The sequence below is a fragment of the Brevundimonas diminuta genome, assembly GCF_022654015.1.
GTDB lineage: Bacteria > Pseudomonadota > Alphaproteobacteria > Caulobacterales > Caulobacteraceae > Brevundimonas > Brevundimonas diminuta_C.
Window position 1 is genome coordinate 1,750,813 of the sequence record NZ_CP073063.1, and the last position, 18,451, is coordinate 1,769,263.

Below are 18,451 nucleotides of genomic sequence, written 5' to 3' on the forward strand. Positions count from 1 at the left end.
TCTGAGGTCCAATGCGTAACACCTGCTTCACAGCATGCCTCGTGGCTGCTGGTCTGATCGCTACCCCCCTGATCGCCCAAGACAATGTCATAAGCGGTATTGGATCAGCACCGGTTACTCGTGACCTAGATGCGGTTCGCATGCATGCCGAAGACAGTGCGAAGGTCGAGCTTGTGCGCGCGATTGCGAGACAAGTTCTCGGCGATGAACGCATTGCAGAGCTGTCGCCTGACGTGCTTCGCCGTCTCGCCGCGCAGATAAGACCCGATATGATCGTCGATCGATCGTCGGTGAGAGTGGGGCAGGAGTTTAGGACGACGCTTTCTGCTCGCGTCGATCGAGCGTGGTTCCAACAGCTGCTCGACGACGAAGGGATCCAGTCCTCGCTCGACCGTGCGGGTGGACAGGAGCAGCGCATTATTGTGCTTCTCGATGAATCGATCGGGACGGCGCAAGATTTTGAGCGCCCTGTCGAGGTGGTGACCGAATATGATCGCAGCACCGGTTCATCGTTTAACGACACATCAGTGCTGGCTGCTTCGGAGCGACGGCAGTCGGCATCGAGCGCGAGCGCGGCAAGTGGGAGTACATACAGAGGGTCTTCTGCCGCGGGTTACAGCGACGGATATGGGTCGGCTGCTGTTAGAGGTTCGGCGAGTGGGGCAAGCGCGTCACGATCACGTAGTTCGTCGGCCTCTTCGGCATCGAGTTCGTTGATTGATCGAACCGACGTCCAGGCGAGCACGCACGATGATGTAAGATATCGTCAGCGTGTTACCTACCAGTCGGCAGCGTCGAGCCAAACAGGCGCTGCTGCGATGGCGTCGCTGACAGGAAGTCTGCAAAGGTACGGAGTGGCGACCAGCAATGCTGTCGGCACGCTCGCTGAATTCTCGCCAGGGCCGACGCCTCTTTACGGCGACCTTCGCCAGTCAGGCCGCCTTCGGGAGTTCTTCGCACACGCTTCACGTAGCGCCGACGCGCCGTTCTTCATGGGTGGGGAACTTTCCGTCCGCTACGAGGGACGAAACCCCGCGACTGGTGCCGCCAACTGCAGCGGTATGCTGACCGCAACGACATTCGCCACGGCCGATATGGCAGACGTCGCGTCCGCTAATGTCTCTGCACCAATGTCAGCGAGCAGCTACGAGCTCTGCGCGAGCCAACTGTCTTCGACATTGGCGAGACAGGCTGCCGAAGAAATGGGCCCGCGCATTCAGAACTATTGGCGCCGCCAATCTAGAAATCAGGTCCAACGCGTTGCGGCAGCCACTGGCGCATCCGATTACACGCTTACAGTTCGCGCTGCTGAACTCACGATGGCCGCACAAGCCGATTTCTTGGATGCCCTGACAGGCCTGCCAGGTGTCGAAAGCCAAGCGTTCCTCGGTCAAGCCGATGGCCAAATGGATATGCAGGTTCGATACGGCGGCTCCACGCCATTGCACCTCGCGCTCTACCAGCGTCTTCGCAACAATCCTGCCTTTTCCGCAATGGAAACCGAGTCCGTTGGCCAACAAGTGATCGTGTGTCTTTCGGGGTGCTGAGGCTTCAAGCTTGCGCGATCAGTGTCTTAGCGCTCAACGCTGTCATCGCGGGGCCTGCTAAAGCTCAAGACGCACTTCTTCGAATCCATCCAATCGCGGGCTTGTATGGTCCGGAACACTCTGCGTGTGATGTCGAAGCTGCAGCTTCAGCCGTTGACCCTACAACACCAACTGTTCGTATCGCCCCCGCCTTGTGCGATCAGTTTCAAAGCGTCGAGCAACGCGCGGCCTGGGGCAGGCAGTTCCAGTCACTGATGATCTCGCGGTTTGGCGAAGCCATTCGCCTACGTTTGGACGAACCACTACCAGCCGGCCTGACACGCGAAGCGATGCTGTCCCAAACGGTCGTCGCATCATTTCATCTGTCGAGAGCTGATTTATGGACGGTGCCTAAGCGCAGCGTTCTCGATGTGCACATGCCAATTACCATCAGTCTGTTGTTGACCAACGTGCTGACTGGCGAAGTGATGATGGTCGAAAATCTGACCACGAATGTGCAAGGCGAAACGACAGCGGTGGGGTTTGAGGCGCGGGCTGCCGCGGAGTTTCCCGATCATTTCAATCGCGCCATCTCAACCCTAGTCGACGCCGCTGCCGCTCGATTTAGACCGAATGCAATCAGCGGTGTGGTGCGTAGACGGGTCGGCGATCACTATGTGCTCGATGTAGGCCGTCGTGGCGGACTTAAAGAAGGCGATCAGATTGGACCTGACGCTACTGTCGTCTTCGCCGATGCAAATTACTCGATCGTCAAACCAGCTCTCGGCGAGCTGACAGTTGGCCAGACCTTGGTCCGACAGGTGGCGCAGCCTGTCGAAAACCTCGCTCGCCCATCTATGATGGTCGTCGTCGCGGAAACGACGGAAGGCTTGGCACCTGACTACCTGACGACCCGAATGGAAGACGCATTAGGCAGCTCAGCAGGTTTTGCCGTCATGCCTGTGAACTCGAGCCTTCTCCAAATACGCGAGCCAGCACTAACAGAAGCTAGTGTCTCAGGTCGGCTACGCAGCCTGCCTGACTATTTTCTACGGCTGTCTGTTTCAGCGCTAGAGCCGATAGAGACAGACACAAATGTACGCGACATTCGTCGGCGCGTTCAGGAGGCGCGGGCGTTCGTCGAAGTGATCAACCACGAAGGCAGGGTGGTTTTTGCCGCTCAGGGGGTTGATCAGCAGATCGATGAAATCGTTGGAGGGATGGCACCGTCTAGCGCTCAACGACGTGATGCGGCGGTCAACAACGCCATTGTCAGAGCGGCTGAGCAGCTATCGACGACATTCCGACCGTCACCATTGCGCTTGGACACGAGGCAAACCGGCAGTGACGTGCGCATCTCAGATCCTGGCGGTGTGCTGAGCCCTGGTGTCTCACTTGATGTTATTCGTCGCGTTGGGCGCGTTTCCGAAATCGACGGAGACGTGTGGGTCCCGGTGACCACTCTCGAAGTGGTTTCTAGCGATGGTGCTGATGCTGTGGCGCGCTATTCGGGAGTGGATACCCCGAGAATACAAGATGGAGATCAAGTCGCTTACGAAGCGGCTGGGAGAGGATCTCAGTCTCGTCGCATATTCTCTCAGTGCATGACTGACGGCAAACCGAGCTTCAGTGTGAGGGGGACGGTTACACAGCCGATGTTCGAGCTCATCGCTGTGAACAGCTTTGCGGGAGAGTTCAAAGGCGCGGTGCATATCGCGACCTTCGATCAAGAACTGCAGCGTTTCCAGCTAGAGAGGCAGTTCGCAGGCGTCTCAGAGTTAGGTGCCGTCGCACTCCCCCAAGCTGATGTGTGCTTCGAACCCGTTCACCAGGTCACGTTCAGTGGGGACCGGCCTGCCCGAGCGGGCAGCGTTGTTGGCGGTTACGATCTTACCGCAGGTTACACTCTGCGAGCAGGTGGCGCGCGTGTTGGCGGAGGCGGCCTACAAGCGGCGCTGACGGCCACTGGCGTACCGGCTGACGCGACCGCCGAGTACCGCGACCGGTCGCTCCAAATCGACCTCGCTGACGAAATCACAAAGCTCACGCGTGATGCGGCGCGCCAACTCGTTCCGCCGCAGTAGGCGAACACAGACTAATAAGAGGGGACTATCTAATGAAGAAAACAAATCTGGCCATTGCGCTACTGCTCGGGACGTCAGTGTTGGCCGCTTCTATGCCTGCATCGGCGCAGCTTGCGCAGATGCGCGGCATGTTGCCTGGTGGTGCGCGCACATCTGGGGCGGCGTCGGTCGATCCGGACGCGTTTCTTGCGGAGACGATCGAAACCACAAAGTTCATGATGGTCGCAGCTTCGGTTTTGGCGAGTGCCGCGGACACGGATGCAGAGCGCGATGCTCGCCGGGCTGAAATCGCAGCCATTCAGGGTGCAAGCGACATCGGTGAACTCAATGCACAACGCGCTTCGTTTGCTGCCAACGCAGAGGCTGTCTCGCTCAACATGGGTGATGCTCAGGCAGCGCAGGCGCAGTACGACTCTTTGACGCGTGACCAGCAACAGCAGATGCTATCTGCAGCCTACAACTTCGCGCTGGGCATGGCTCGCAACGTTCAGCTCGCCCAACAAGCACCGCAGCTCGTTAGCAGCATGCAATCCAATCCCATGCTCTTGCGTCGTGTCGGGAGCATTCGAACCGCTGGCGGATTGCTCACTCAACAAGCTCAACTCGCACGGTCTATGGCTGGACCGCTGAGAGCGTTGTTGAGCAGGGGCGGCGTCGAAGTGCCAGCTGATGCACATACTGCAGAACCAAGACCGGTAGAGCTCTGAGTGCGGGCGAAAGCGACGGGACGAACACGTCCCGTCGCACCTCTAACGTTGGCCGAATTTAGTAAGATTTGGCATAGCGGCAGGTAGAGCGCTTGCTGCGCTAATCGCCGAACTTGGTCTGGATCAGCTATCTTGCACGACCCTGGCCCCGCGAGAGGGCCTTTCAGTGCACATTCGGAAAATCGCACTGAAGACGGAAATCCGTCCGAGCCTGTCAGCCCAACTGGGACGGCCAGGGTTGGCATAACGCCACCTTCCGACAGCGAGCAGATCGACCTCGGAACAGATCATAAGCAAGCCGATGGGTGACCGCTACTGACGTATCTCTATGCGCAGTTGTCGAGGCTTAGTCAGGAGAAGACGTTGAACAGGATATCAGCTGCCGCCCTAGATTTTCGGCTTAGAGTCGAGGATGAAGCGCGTTTCCTCGAGACCTGTGAAGGGGGCGACCCTGGCACGCCTGAGCAGCCCTCAATCTGGGTGCTTGGGATAGAGCCGGGTTGGAGTTTGGCGGATGCGCTAGCTGACGAGCAGGGGGATCCCGAAAGGGAGGCCCAAATGAAGCAGTATGGCGTCGATCTTCAGATGCGGTGGAGATTTAACCGAGGGGTGTTCAAGCTGCTATCGGCGATCGAGGGATCGTCCGTGGAGGGCTATGTAGAGTTCGCTGAACGCGCTCGGCCGTTCGAACGGGGATCGAAGGGCTATTTGAAAGCCAATTTGTTTCCGGAGCCCTTCAACAATGTGGGGGAGTGGGATGAGGCCGCCAGCGATGCCACGGGGTTCTCGGACAAGGCTGATTATCGGTCCTGGCTTCGAAAAGCCCGCTTTGCTGTGTTGCGCGGGTGGATAAAGCATTGTCGGCCGAAGCTAGTGATCGGGGCAGGTCTGACACATCTCCAGGACTTCTTGGATATTACAGGAACCTCAAAGTCGCCCCCGGCTCAGCGCTTTGAAGTAAACGGGCACGGCAAGCGGCTACATATTGGCATATCGGGAATCGTACCTGTCGCCACCGTCCCGCACTTCACCGGCGGGCCGCATGGATTGAACAGCGATGAATCTATTCGTGCGGCTGCCGACTACATTCGAGATGCTCTGCAGTTGTGACGCCTGCCATCTTAAACCCAAGCCGAGGCGGCCTCTGAGCCTTCGTGCGAACTGCCATCTAGTCGACTAACCAGGATGTATGGCGTCCCTTAGTCAGATCGTATCGACATAGCCTTTGCGACCTGCTGCACAGCCCGCCGTTGAACCTCGTCGTCACGCTTGCTCCACGCGCGCAGCACAGCGGCTGCTCACGAGCTTATCGGCGGCAGATCACTCGCCCGGTCGCTCGCTTGCTGACGTCTCCAGCACATCAGCGAATTGCGCTTGGCGGCATGCAGAGATGAGATTGCGACCCTGCTCGTCATTCTGATCTGTTGGACCGTCACTCCGATCCGCGCCTCGAGAGCAGAGTTATGCCCACCATCTCGCGTTAGTCGCGGACGGCAGCACCGAGGCGGACATTGAAAATATCAAGCTCAGTCATAACGCTGGTTCGGATAACCCTGGCCAGGCTCAGCAAACAACCCGTGTCGAAGGTTGGTTATGAAGGCCAGGGGAAGCGAGCGATCGCGCGGGCGACTGTGGCGCAATTGTCTGGAGACTGGCCGTTCTTCTGTTGCTGGGCGTGGTAGTGGCTCTGCTCCATAAGCATGGGAAGCAGGGTCACCTGCGCCTGTGATCCGCGGGGGGCGACGCGCTCCAACCAAGCCCCAACTTTAGCGGCAGGGGCGGAAGTATCGACGCCACAGGCTGCGCCGCGGCCAATAAGAACGGCATAGGTGCTGACTTTGTCGATATGGTCGTACATCGGGTCGCGAGCGGCTGAGTTGGCGTGGATCGGCGAGTAAGCTGCGTTTCCGTCTTGTGGAGCGTTTTCCCGTGCGATCGGCTGTCCGTCTCTCACCAGAGTAAGACCATCTGTGCAGCTTGCAGGCTCATTGGATAGGGTGTGTTCGATCGGGGCAGTTGACCAAACCACGATGGAGAACGAGTGGGCGCTGCCATCCCTCGAGATGGCTGTGCCGCAGTAGGTGGTCGCTTGGCTGCCAGAAATATCGACGGCTTCCGTCACCTCAAGCGGCATTCCGTTTCGCTTCGATAGAAACGCTTCGATCTGATGCTTTGTGTATGCGCTATCGGGAATGACGCCAGGAGGTGGCTCTTGGCCAATCTCAACAAGTTGGGGGTCCCGTACAATCTCACTGAGTTGGACCGTAACCTCGGGCGTCGGCGTGATCACCGGCGGGTGTTCGGCTGGTCTGGGCATAGCCATGACGGCGAATGCGCTCACGGCGAGAAACGTCCCGCCTCCGAAGATTGCTATCTCGCGCCACGCCGTCATTTTCGTTCCTCACATGCTTTGAGTACATTGCAGGTTGTGGTCAGCCGACGAATATCCCGTCTACAAAGATGGTTAGAGCGCGGTGCATAGGACGCTGCTCGTCTAGCTCTACACAGTCATCCAGCCCAGGATCAGCTCATGAAACCCATCCCCTTCATCGCGCTCGGTTGCCTTCTGCTGGTCAGCTGCGACCGATCGCCGAAACCAAAAGCGCCCGCGGACCCCGCTGGCGCTCAAGCTAGACCAGCAGCTGCTGCCGTCGCGCCAACGGCGGATCCGCTTACCTCTGATCAGCTCACTGCGCTCGCGTTCAGAACCGCGTGGGGCGGGCCGCCCCCGATTGAGCGTGAGGAAGGGACAGGTAACCAGACCGACACGCGGACCTATCGGTCCGGCAAGCTGATTGCGCTGGAGGCCGGCCGATACGCTCTCATCTCGGACGGGCAGGGTGGGGAGGGCCACGTCAATTCAGGCTCACTCTCCATCCACTATTTGCAGCGCACCGGAGACAGCTTCACGCGCATCGGCAGCTGGCCTGAGTTTCTTGTTTCGGGGACGTGGGGAGCCCCGCCGACGTGGAAGATAAGAACTGACCTGACGCCATCGCCGACTCTGGTCGCAGACGCTGGCGGCACCTGGCAGGGCTATACCTGCACCTGGGCACACGTGATTGAACTGACCCCGGATAAGCCCGTCGTGCGGATCGATCAGATTCCGACCTCCTACAGCGACGGCGGCGCGCGTGAAGAGGGGGAGACCAAGAGCATGGAGGGGGTCTTGTTGCCCGGCCAGAAGGGCAAGTCGATGCGGGTTCGCTATACGGGCGACGTAGATGCGACGGTCGTCTACGCCAAGGTCGGCGAGAGCTATGACCCCGTCAATCTGCCCGAGCTGCTGACCTGCTGAACTGCCAAAATGCTGTCTCAGGGTAGATGTGGAGAAGTGCACTGAGCGTGTGGGGAAGTGACGCTCGGCGGTCGATCATCGGCGCTCCGCAGCACCCCTGTCAGTCCCGCCTTATCAATCGGGGAACGTCGTATCGTCTGCCGTCGAAGGGTAGGCGGATCGTACGGGGCGGCTCGGGCCGATCCGTGGTTTCGCATTCCCCGTTCTTTCCCTCTTTGGAGATGCTGCGGGTCGTGCGCTCAAGAACCGAAATGTCTTGCCCGTGCGGGCCGGGAACCATTCGTAGAATTCGCTCTGTCGCGTCGGTGTTTCCGACGCAGGACAAATTCCATTCCCCAACACGACGATAGACAACCAGATTCTCAAGGACGGGCGAGATTGCACCCTTGCGCACTTCATAGAGGGACAGTGTCGTCTCAGAAAAAGGATTGGGGCGCGAACTCCCCGCCCAGTCACGTTTGACGCCGAAAGCCAGTCGATCCGGGCCGAGGCGGTAAGGGGCGGTGTCAAACGAAACGGCAGAGAGCCGAATGGCGTCGTCATTCATGGCATGGGGAAGACGAAGCCGTTGGCGGGGCGTCCCCGTGGCTTCGTCGACAATGAGCACATCCAGATCGCCCGACGTTCCATCCACGCGCACCTCGGCGATCAGCGGAACGGCGACCAGCACCAGCCCTGGCGGACCCCGCCAGCGTCGGCAGACCATGGCGTGAGGGTCGATCGATGACGGAGAGGGAAGGGTGAGGGTGCGATTACCTGTCCGTAGGCTACGCTCGCCTTCCACCACAGCGCCCGGATAGGCTTGACGCACAAGCTGGACGACGTCCCCGCACTCCTGATCCTGCGCGCTGGCTAGAGTGGGTGCGCACAATGCCAGCGTGAGAGCTAGCCCAGGGAGGATCGATTGATTGTGCGTTTTCATCCCAATCTCCTTCCGACGCTGGCGGCTTGATTGTCCGCTTTTGAGCTCGTTGAGACGATCGCGAGCACGCTCGGCAAACCCCGAAACGCCGGTGAACCCCTGCGGCGTCGGAACTAGCAAACCGTTGTTTTGTGCGCGGCAGAGACTCACGGACGCGACCTCATTTAGGCCTTCTGATCTGTATGACCCAGCGGATGACAAGATCAAAATGCCATGAAGGGTTAAGGCGCCCAAGGCTTTGTCTGACTTATAGCGGACGTTCTAAGCGTCCGCCGTGGCAGCGGACCAGCACAATCGATGCTGTCGCTGAGTAGCTGCACTTTATGCTCGCTTGTGGGGATAGAGAGCGCGGCGAGCCACAGCCACCAGCTCGAAACCGCGACATGAACGACCGGCACCTCCGGCCTCGAGCCGCGGGGATCTCGATCTGGAAAACGCAAGCAGTACGTTCGTGCATAGGCCAAGCGCGCCTGACTGCGGAGATACCAAAATCGCTCCGGTAGGGGTCGTAGGTCGAATCGGCTGCACGTTTCGGTTGCCGTTGTAAATGGTGCAGATTTTATTTTTTTCAATCCGTGGATGAAATTTAGGGGTGATTATCGGAGACGTTCCCGGCTAGGTTCAAGACAGGCAGCTTGAGCGTGTGTGCGGCTCATAGCGGGGGAACGGGAATGGTTAGCCTTACCAAGGGGCAAACGGTCAATTTAACCAAGAACGGGGGCGCAGGACTCAATCGAGTCGTCATGGGCTTGGGTTGGGACGTGGCCATGAAGAAAGGTCTCTTCGGAACCCGGCCGGGTCCGCCAGTCGATCTGGACGCATCCTGTGCGATGTTTGACCGTCAGGGCGAGCTGATCGACACCATCTGGTTCGGCCAGCTCAAAAGCCGCGACGGCAGCGTGGTCCACACCGGCGACAACCGCACCGGCGACGGCGATGGTGACGACGAACAGATCCTAGTTGACCTGAATCAGCTGCCCGCGTCGGTCTCGACCCTAGTTTTCACGGTGAACAGCTTCACGGGCATCACTTTCGAAAAGATCGAGAACGCCACCTGCCGGATCGTGGATCAGGATAATAATGAGGAACTGGCGCGCTACGAGCTGTCCGGCAGCGGGGGCCATACAGCTCAGATCATGGCCAAGATCAGCCGCGCCAGCGGTGCGTGGCAGATGACGGCAATCGGCGAGCGCACCAGCGGTCGTACGATGCATGACCTGATGCCTGCCATCAGAGCGCGGCTCTAGGGGCGCGGGCGCCTGACCGAATGAAGCAGTGACGCGCGGCCCACGGGAGGCCTTTTCGTCGTGCCCCAGACAATATCGATCGGATTGTAATGACTGAACTCACACAGGGCGCGAACGTCGCTCTCAACGCTGCGCAGGTCAGCGTTTCCATGACATGGCCTACGGGCGCCGGCTCTCTCGATGGATCAGCATACCTGCTGACGGCGTCGGGCAAGGTCCGCATGGACTCCGATATGGTGTTCTACAACCAGCCTTCCGGCGCAGACGGGGCAGTGACGGTTGCATCTCACAACGCGGGCCACATCACCTTCGGCGTCGACTTCTCGAAGATGCCGGCCGTGATTGAGCGCATCGTCTTTTGTCTTACGGTTGACGCCGGCCAAGCCGCCAAGACCATGTCCGCCTTCACTGGCGCTGGTCTGAGCGCTTCGGCTGTGAACGGCGTCGTGCTGGGGGCTTTCAGGCCCGAGCTGGGTTCAGCGACGGAAGCGGCGATGATGATGGCCGAACTCTATCTCCGCAACGGTCAATGGAAGCTGCGCGCCGTTGGCCAGGGCTTCAATGGCGGGCTGGCCCCGCTCGCGCGCTCTTTCGGGATCGACGTGTCGGACGCAGAGGCGGCACCCCCGCCGCAGCCCAACCCAGCACCGAGCCTTAGCCCCTCTCCTGCGCCGCCAGTAACACCCCCGTCGGCGCCGATTAACCTGTCCAAGATCACGCTGGACAAGGCCAAGCCAACGATCAGCCTCCAGAAGACGGGAGAGACGTTTGGCGAACTGTCGATCAATCTCAACTGGTCGGCGGCGAAACAGGGGGGCGGAGGCCTTTTTGGCGGCCGTCCGAAATCCATCGATCTAGACCTTGGCTGTCTCTACGAGCTGCAGGACGGGTTCAAGGGGATAGTCCAGGCGCTAGGGGACACCTTTGGCGACTTAAACAACGAACCATACATCGCCCTGTCGGGCGACGACCGAACGGGTGCTGTCTCGGCCGGCGAGACGCTGCGGGTGAACGGGCGTAAATGGTCCGAAATCAAACGCATCGCCCTGTTCGCCTACATCTATGAGGGCGTGCCGAACTGGCAGGCGACGGACGGAGTGGTGACCATCACTATGCCCGGCCAGCCTCCGATCGAGATCAGGATGACCGAAGGTCAGAATGGCCGCGGCTTCTGCGGTCTGGCCGTAATCGAAAACGCCGGCGGAACGATGAAGTTCACGCGTCTCATCGAGTACTTCAACGGGCACCAAGATTTCGATCGCCGCGTCGGCTGGGGCATGCGTTGGCAGGCCGGCTCCAAGAATTAAGCAAACTAGGGACGCGTTTTTCGCCTTCCCTCGGATCAGCAGACACATGCAACTAAAACAGTTCTACGGTTCGATCGCCTTCACGGTGGTCTGCCTCGCGCTCGGTGCACTCTACGGTTATTCGTCGGGCGGAACCGCCGCTGCAGCGCTCGCTGCCCTCTGGATCTGCGTTATCCTCGGCATTCTCGAGACCTCCCTGTCTTTCGACAATGCTGTCGTGAACGCTTCGGTGCTCAAGGATATGGACCCGAAATGGCAGCAGCGGTTCCTGACTTGGGGGATTATCATCGCCGTATTTGGCATGCGTGTCGTTTTCCCGATCGCGATCGTGGCGATCGCCGGCAAGCTGGGTCCGATCGAGGCGATTAGGTTGTCCCTCAGCGAACCTGAGCAGTACGCTGCGATCGTCTCGGGCGCCCACACCGGAATCATGGGGTTCGGCGGCGCCTTCCTGATGCTGGTCGGTCTGAAGTTCTTCTTCGACTCAGACAAAGAGCATCACTGGATCGCCATATTCGAGCGGCCCCTTCAAAAGTTTGCCGACCTGACGGCGATCGAGATCATGATCACGCTGGGCCTGCTCTACGGCGTCTCCACGCAGCTGCCTGGGCCGGATGCCTACACCTTCCTCACCAGCGGCGTTTTTGGGATCGCGACCTATTTCGCAGTCGATTGGGTTGGCGATGCGCTGGACGCGCCGGACGAAACCGTAGCGGGTGTTCAACGCGCCGGACTGGGTGCCTTCCTCTATCTCGAGGTTCTGGACGCATCCTTCTCCTTCGACGGTGTCATCGGCGCGTTTGCCTTGAGCAACAACCTCATCATCATCGCGCTCGGTCTGGGCATCGGGGCCATGTTCGTCAGGTCGATGACCATCGCTTTGGTGAAGGGCGGAACACTTTCCGAGTTCCGGTATCTCGAGCATGGGGCGTTTTGGGCGATCCTGGCGCTTGCGCTGATCATGATGTCGTCCGTGATCGTTCACATCCCTGAGACCGTGACCGGCCTAATCGGTGCCGTCCTGATCGGTTGGGCGCTGTGGTCCTCGATCCAGCACAATCGGAAATCTCCGCCGGACACCGCGGTGGAGACGCCGGTGGATACGACCGTGACATCGACGCCGCTGCGCTGAGGCCCCGGCGGCGACCAAATCTGCGCGCTGCTCCGCGGCCGCAGTTTCAACCGCCCCGCGAAGGGCATCTACAAGGAATAGTAAAAAATGGCAGTTTCACTCTCGAAGGGCGGCAACGTTAGCCTTACCAAAGAAGCCCCGGGCCTGACCAACGTTACCGTCGGTCTTGGCTGGGATCCTCGGGTCACTGACGGTGCGGCCTTCGACTTGGACGCCAGCGTCTTCATGCTGGATTCTTCCGGCAAGGTCATCAGCGACGCGGGCTTCATCTTCTACAACAACAAGACTTCGGCCGACGGTTCGGTGGTCCACCAGGGCGACAACACCACGGGTGAGGGCGAAGGCGACGACGAACAGGTCAAGGTCAATCTCGGCTCGCTGCCTGCGAACGTCGACAAGCTGGTCTTTGCAGTGACGATCCACGATTTCGAATCGCGCAAGCAAAACTTCGGAATGGTCCAGAAGGCTTTCATCCGCGTGGTGAATGACGCCGACAACAAGGAGCTGGCGCGCTTCGACCTGTCGGAAGACGCCTCAACCGAGACCGCGATGGTCTTCGGTGAAATCTATCGCAACGGCACTGAGTTTAAACTGAAGGCCATCGGGTCGGGCTTCGCAGGCGGCCTCGGTCCGCTCGCCAAAAGCTACGGCGTGTCGATCTAGGCTGTGACATCCGACGGGGGCGGTCGTTGATCGACCCCCGACGGTATTGGGGCGGGGATTGCCCGCAGGAATAATCAATGCGTGCTTTGGAGGTTGGCGAGCGTCTTGATCTTCAGCGTGGGATGCTCGAGCTCAAGGTTAGCTCGGGAAAAAGCGCCCTGGGATCGGACATCTCGGCGCAGCTCGTTGCTCTCAGCGACATGGGCGGCCTTGCCCCACAGTTCCCACCGCTATGCTTCAAGGATCGAGAGCAGCGGCCCGGCGCTAGGTTTGACGAGGCGGGCTTGATCCATCTCGATCTGGCTTCGATGCCCCCTGACGTCCACCGTCTCCTCGTCGTTCTGTACTTGAACAATCGTGCGTCGCCCGGGACTACCCTCAGCAGTGCGTCAGATGGGGCCCTACGCGCCCGGATCGGGAACTTCGCCACTTTCAGCCTCGCAATGGACCGGCGGGACGATGCGGCGACCATTCTTATCGAAGTCTATCGGAGAGGCGCGACCTGGCGGGTGTACGCGAATGGTCAAGGTTTCGCTTTCGGGCTCTCGGCTATCGCTCGCGCACTCAACGCCCAACTGCCGCTTGATGACGCCTATTCCGGGGCCCGCGTCTCCGACCCTGTGCGCGACCAAAACGAGCGGATCGGGCCGCGTCTCCGGGGCGCGGCGAGCGGATCAGCCTTCGCCATCGGGCCAAGGCTACTACTCACTAATCACCACGTGATAGAAAGCGCCTCTCACATCTCGGTCGCCGGCGTGGCTGGTGGCGGACGGGCGGATCTGCTGCTGGCGGACCCCGTCAACGATATCGCATTGCTCCGCATCCATCACGACGCAGCCGCCTTTGCCCGATTCCGATCCTCGGGCGATGTAGACCTTGGCGAGGACATCATCGTTGCCGGTTTTCCACTTCAGGGCTTGCTGGGCACTGGTCCACAGGTATCCGGCGGCAATGTCTCGGCTTTGACGGGTATCGCGAATAATAGCGGGGTTCTCCAATTCACAGCACCGATCGGCTCGGGGAGCAGCGGCGGGCCCATTCTAGACGCGTCGGGCGCCGTTGTCGGCTTAGTGAAGGCCGTGCTGCGGAATGATCTCGAGCACGCACCGATCGCCCAAAACATAAACTTCGGCGTGAAAGCCGGCCTATTGCGCAGCTTCCTCCACGCTGGCGGCGCCAGTCCGTCGATGACCGCCGAGCATCTCACCCGTTCTCGCGCGGAAGTCGCGAAGGATGCGCGCGCCTATCTTTATCTCGTCAACGTCGAATTCTGACGGCGGAGGAAGACGATGGGTTTCCGGTTTTCCAAAAGAATCCGCCTTATGCCAGGCGTTCGGCTCAATGTGGGCCTCCGCGGTCTCTCAGTTTCCGCAGGACCTCGTGGAGCATCCGTCACGGTGGGCCCCAGGGGCGTCCACGGCAACGTTGGGCTGCCGGGCACCGGGCTGAGCTACCGTACCCGCCTAGACGCGCCGCCAAGTCGGAAAGTGGCAGGCCGCCGCGAAGTTGCAGCGGTTTCAGGACCTGTCTCTGACACGCGATCCCGCGCACCCGAGCGGATTCAACTCAGCTTTGTTGGAGCGGAACTCAAATATCGAGATGAGCACGGCATGCCTCTCGATGGGGCTGTCATCCAGATGGCCAAATCTGCCTTCCGCGATCAGATTAGGTCGGCGCTGGACGGACGCGCCGCCGATCTGAACGCGCCGATTGACCTGCTGCAGGGTTTCTATTGCGCTACACCCGCCCCATCGCCCCCCGGACCGTTTCCGATGTCGAATGGATCGCCCTTCGCTGTCCCCAAGCCGCAACCGTCTGTCGACCCCAATGACCCTCGCGACTACCCCACGCGCCTGAGCGATTGGCGGATTGCGCAAGCGGCCCATACAGGCGAGCCGAACGAGGTCGATCTGGAAGCCATCGCCGAGCCAGTCCTAGCTCGCCTTGGGGCGATCACCTGGCCACGAGAAACCAATATTTCCGTCGACCTGGATCCGACGGGGCAGATTCTGCTGCTCGCGGTCGATTTGCCCGAACCTGAAGACATGCCGCGTGAGGAGTATGCGGTGGTCGCCAGGTCACTGACCCTGAAACAGACTGCACTCAGCGGGAGGGCCCTGAACCGTCTTTACGTATCTCACGTCCACGGTCTGCTTTTCCGCGTCATTGGTGAAGCGATGGCGGCTCACGGTGCGTTCTCCCAGGTGAGGGTAGGGGCCTATTGCCAACGAACCGCGCCCTCCACCGCCCGCAGGGAAGACGTATGGATCGCGGAGATTGCCGTCGATCGGTCGCGCTGGGCGGAAATCGATTTTCGGAACCTCGTAGATCTTGATCCTGAACAAGCGCTGAAGCGCTTTGAGCCCCGCATTCTTGTAACCGCGGCGGGTGTTTTTCGACCCATAAAGGTCAGCCGTGATTTCAGTCTCTGAGTACGATCTTGTCCCGCCGTCGGGCGTCAGAGCGGCTGACGCCAGCTTCAGCGTGCCGATGACGGGTGGTGTTTTGTCCGGTCGGGTGGACTGTTCTGACAGGCCGCTATCGGACCTGTGTGATTTCGCCGCCAGACGGAACACGAAGCGCGGTTTTCTTATCCTCTCACACGTTTTGGGGCGGCATCTGCCGTCGCGGCCGAGCGACATGGAGGCGGCTTCGTCGCAGCTCGCCAGAGCGCTTGTTAACGCTGAACCTCGGTTAGATGGGCCGCTCCTGTTCGTCGGTCTTGCTGAGACCGCCGTCTGTCTTGGGCAGTCGGTTTTTCACACCTTCGTCGATCACACCGGCCGCGCCGACGCACTTTTCAGCCATTCGACCCGGCAGCGGATCGATGCGGATGTGATGGCGCGGTTTGAGGAGCCGCATAGCCACGCCTCCGCGCACCTGATCTACTTACCTGACGATCCCGCCCATCAAGCCTTAGCGCGCTCCGCCCGCACGCTCGTTCTCGTAGACGACGAGATCACAACCGGAGCGACGCTGCGCAACCTGGCGCTGGAGGTGTTGAAGGTCAGTCCCGCGATCGAAAAGATCTTCATGCTTTCGTTCACGGATTGGTCTGGCGACACCGCAAATCTCAACCGGATGCCCGTTCCCACGCGGTCGATCAGTCTATTAAGTGGTTCCTTGTCCTGGCGCCCGGATGCAGCGTTTCGCGAAGCTCACTCGGTTACGCCCGAGGCAGCGCGTAGCGCGCTCGGCCACCTAACGTCACACAAAAACTTTGGACGGTTGGGTACGCAAGGGCCGACACCAGATCTATCCACGCTTGCTCGCGCACTCTCGGGACCGGTACCAGAGAAATTCTTCATCGTGGGCACGGGCGAGTTCGCCCACACACCTTACCTGCTCGGGCTAGCCCTGGAGCGGTTGGGCCAAGACGTTATCATGCAGGCGACGACCCGAAGCCCGATCAGGGTCGGCGGACCGATAACGTCTTCGCTGATGTTTCGGGACAACTATCAGACGGGCGTTCCCAACTACCTATACAATATCGAGGCCTCTGCCGGCCGAAGGGTACTAATATGCCATGAGACTCCTCCGGGTTCGATCGACGAGCGGTTGGTTAGAGCCCTCCACGGCGAGTGCTTGTATTTTGGAGACCCGGCATGATTACCGCCGTCGCGCTGGTTGATCTCGACGACACGTTGTTTCAGACACGGCGTAAGTGCCCTGTGGGCTTGCCAGCGGAATCGTTGACGCCGTTTAGCTATACGGCAGAAGGTGAGGCCATCAGCTTCGCTACTCCGAAGCAGGTCTCCTTAATCCGGTGGCTAGAGAACCATACCTATTTGATAGTCGTGACGGCGCGCAGCACCGACGCCCTGACCCGAACCCGCATTCGATACAGAAGAGCCGTCGTCGCCCATGGCGGGGGTATCGTGGATCATCATCCCGGTCTGACGGCTCCCGATCGTCGCTTTCGCGCGGCCTGGCGGCGGCGGATGTGCGAGACCCTGAATTTCGAAGCCGATCTCGACCAGATGGTCGTCCGTATCCAGAGCGAAGCTGAGCGGATTGGCGTTGGGGTGCGCGTTCGTGTGATTTCTGAAGACGGCGTAGCGCTTTACGTTGTCGCAAAACATGCGCTTGCCGATGGGAACGATCTGGAGCTTCAGGCGGCGTGCGCCCCTTTGGTCGCCGACTGTCCGCCGGGCTGGACCGTCCATTCCAACGGCAACAATATCGCATTCCTACCCCCCGGCTTGGGCAAGGCGCTCGCTGTGGAATGGTTGTTGCCGCAGCTCCGTGATGAACTCGCCGACTTGCCGATCCTGGGCATCGGCGACAGTCTAACGGACGCGCCCTTCATGTCCCTATGCGATCTCGCAATTACCCCGACCGCATCGCAGCTCTGGGCGAAACTCGCGGGGGCCGGCTCTTCATGAACCCCGCAGGACTGCACGGCAGCTACGACGCAAACGACGTTCTGTTTCTGCTGAAGCCGCTCGATATCTCCTTCACGCCAGTAGCCGAGAAGGAGCGCTTGATCCAGACGCGAGCGAAACACTACTCCGAGATGATCTCTCCCGAGTTTGCGCCTGACCAAACCTATATGGACATCTACCGGCATGCGCTTCTGGAGAATGGTCCGAAGCTTGCTCAGCATATCAACACGCTGGCTGACGAGCTGGCGCAGCGGTCGGCTTCTGGCGCTAGGCTGGCAATCGTATCTCTCGTTCGCGCCGGAACGCCCATCGGGGTTTTGCTAAACCGCGCCCTGCGACGGCGCGGCAGGGCCGCGACCCATTATTCGGTCAGCATAATTAGGGGGCGAGGTATCGATCTGAACGCCATGCGTTCGATCCTTCGGGATCACGCACCCTCCGACGTGATCTTCGTAGATGGCTGGACGGGCAAGGGCGCAATCGCGGGGGAGCTCCGCAGCTCCCGCGGCGCGATCGCGGCTGGCGTCGAACCGTTCCTCACCGTCGTGGCCGACCCCGCCGGGTGTGCCGATCTCGCTGCGACGGGCGAGGACTATCTAATCCCGTCCGGCATCCTCAACGGCATCGTCTCGGGGCTTGTCAGCCGCTCGATCCTGAATGACCAAATCGGAGACGGCGATTTCCACGGATGCAAACTGCTAACGCATCTGATTGACTCTGACGTGACGCGCGATTTTGTCGAGCAGATCGATGGCTTGGCGCGCGAGGTCGGTCCGCAGATGACCCGGCGATGGTCAACCGAGCTGGCATCTGACCTTCGCGACCAGAGCCGGATGTTGATCGAGGGCATCGCTAACCGCTATCAAGTGAGTGACCTTAATCGCCTGAAGCCAGGTATAGCGGAGTCGACGCGCGCCGTGTTGCGTCGTGTCCCCGAACGATTGCTGATCTCCGATCATGAGGACTCTGCCCTCAAGCCCCTATTGCATTTGGCAAATGAGCGTGGCGTTCTGGTTGAATTGATGGCAACTAGCTCGGTGTATAAGGCGATCGCGCTCATCACGTCGGGAAGCGACGCGTAGGACTGAATCGGGGCGACCAACCTTAAGACCTAGGGTCGCTGACGAGTTGCTAAAAGATGGGCTCGACCCGGACATCAGCGTGAAAAGCACACCGCGAT

At 60.0% G+C, this 18,451-nt stretch carries 16 protein-coding genes and 1 pseudogene; 15 read left to right on the plus strand and 2 right to left on the minus strand.

The window, feature by feature from the left end; all coding sequences use genetic code 11:
- Positions 1-11 precede the first annotated feature (11 nt).
- The 4 genes from KAK88_RS08630 (at position 12) to KAK88_RS08645 (ending at position 5,427) form a co-directional block, all read left to right on the plus strand.
- On the plus strand, positions 12-1,547 hold the full coding sequence (locus tag KAK88_RS08630; protein ID WP_242076339.1) for a hypothetical protein: 1,536 nt from the start codon (positions 12-14) through the stop codon (positions 1,545-1,547).
- Positions 1,548-1,738: 191 nt separating this feature from the next.
- Positions 1,739-3,610 (plus strand): hypothetical protein, encoded by a 1,872-nt coding sequence (locus tag KAK88_RS08635; protein WP_242076340.1) that lies wholly within the window; start codon positions 1,739-1,741, stop codon positions 3,608-3,610.
- A gap of 32 nt (positions 3,611-3,642) precedes the next feature.
- Entirely contained in the window at positions 3,643-4,317 is a 675-nt protein-coding gene (locus KAK88_RS08640; protein ID WP_242076341.1) for a hypothetical protein, read from the plus strand.
- A 558-nt stretch (positions 4,318-4,875) separates the two neighbouring features.
- Positions 4,876-5,427, plus strand: coding sequence for a hypothetical protein (locus tag KAK88_RS08645; RefSeq protein WP_242076342.1), 552 nt, complete (start codon positions 4,876-4,878; stop codon positions 5,425-5,427).
- A 481-nt stretch (positions 5,428-5,908) separates the two neighbouring features.
- On the opposite strand, the gene KAK88_RS08650 is transcribed toward KAK88_RS08645, so the two are convergent.
- Positions 5,909-6,709: a hypothetical protein gene (locus KAK88_RS08650; protein ID WP_242076343.1), complete on the minus strand. Its 801-nt coding sequence runs from the start codon at positions 6,707-6,709 to the stop codon at positions 5,909-5,911.
- Positions 6,710-6,847: 138 nt separating this feature from the next.
- Between KAK88_RS08650 and KAK88_RS08655 the strand changes: the two genes are divergently transcribed.
- A complete protein-coding gene (locus KAK88_RS08655; RefSeq protein WP_242076344.1) occupies positions 6,848-7,615 on the plus strand; it encodes a hypothetical protein in 768 nt (255 codons plus the stop codon).
- Positions 7,616-7,715: 100 nt separating this feature from the next.
- Here the strand turns inward: KAK88_RS08655 and KAK88_RS08660 are convergent, their stop codons facing one another.
- On the minus strand, positions 7,716-8,537 hold the full coding sequence (locus KAK88_RS08660; protein ID WP_242076345.1) for a hypothetical protein: 822 nt from the start codon (positions 8,535-8,537) through the stop codon (positions 7,716-7,718).
- Positions 8,538-9,208: 671 nt separating this feature from the next.
- On the opposite strand from KAK88_RS08660, the gene KAK88_RS08665 reads away from it, so the two are divergent.
- From KAK88_RS08665 to KAK88_RS08705, 10 genes and pseudogenes are all read left to right on the plus strand, one after another.
- Positions 9,209-9,784, plus strand: a complete 576-nt coding sequence (locus KAK88_RS08665; RefSeq protein ID WP_242076346.1) for a TerD family protein — start codon at positions 9,209-9,211, stop codon at positions 9,782-9,784.
- Between the two features lie 89 nt (positions 9,785-9,873).
- Positions 9,874-11,091, plus strand: a complete 1,218-nt coding sequence (locus KAK88_RS08670) for a TerD family protein (RefSeq protein ID WP_242076347.1) — start codon at positions 9,874-9,876, stop codon at positions 11,089-11,091.
- A gap of 46 nt (positions 11,092-11,137) precedes the next feature.
- Positions 11,138-12,223 (plus strand): DUF475 domain-containing protein, encoded by a 1,086-nt coding sequence (locus tag KAK88_RS08675; protein WP_242076348.1) that lies wholly within the window; start codon positions 11,138-11,140, stop codon positions 12,221-12,223.
- 87 nt (positions 12,224-12,310) lie between these two features.
- Entirely contained in the window at positions 12,311-12,886 is a 576-nt protein-coding gene (locus KAK88_RS08680; protein WP_242076349.1) for a TerD family protein, read from the plus strand.
- A 77-nt stretch (positions 12,887-12,963) separates the two neighbouring features.
- Positions 12,964-14,160 carry a trypsin-like peptidase domain-containing protein gene (locus tag KAK88_RS08685; RefSeq protein ID WP_242076350.1) on the plus strand — a complete coding sequence of 399 codons (1,197 nt, stop codon included), beginning with the start codon at positions 12,964-12,966 and terminating at the stop codon, positions 14,158-14,160.
- 48 nt (positions 14,161-14,208) lie between these two features.
- A pseudogene (locus tag KAK88_RS16150) lies at positions 14,209-14,283 on the plus strand (DUF4236 domain-containing protein); the annotation flags it as partial.
- Between the two features lie 240 nt (positions 14,284-14,523).
- Complete coding sequence (locus KAK88_RS08690; protein ID WP_242076351.1) at positions 14,524-15,318, plus strand: hypothetical protein; 795 nt, start codon at positions 14,524-14,526, stop codon at positions 15,316-15,318.
- Positions 15,302-16,495 carry a phosphoribosyltransferase domain-containing protein gene (locus KAK88_RS08695; protein WP_242076352.1) on the plus strand — a complete coding sequence of 398 codons (1,194 nt, stop codon included), beginning with the start codon at positions 15,302-15,304 and terminating at the stop codon, positions 16,493-16,495. Before KAK88_RS08690 ends, KAK88_RS08695 begins: the two co-directional genes overlap by 17 nt.
- Positions 16,492-17,271, plus strand: coding sequence for a hypothetical protein (locus tag KAK88_RS08700; protein WP_242076353.1), 780 nt, complete (start codon positions 16,492-16,494; stop codon positions 17,269-17,271). The genes KAK88_RS08695 and KAK88_RS08700 overlap by 4 nt, the downstream gene beginning before the upstream one ends.
- Positions 17,268-18,353, plus strand: coding sequence for a cysteine protease StiP domain-containing protein (locus tag KAK88_RS08705; RefSeq protein ID WP_242076354.1), 1,086 nt, complete (start codon positions 17,268-17,270; stop codon positions 18,351-18,353). The genes KAK88_RS08700 and KAK88_RS08705 overlap by 4 nt, the downstream gene beginning before the upstream one ends.
- The last annotated feature ends 98 nt before the right edge of the window (positions 18,354-18,451 follow it).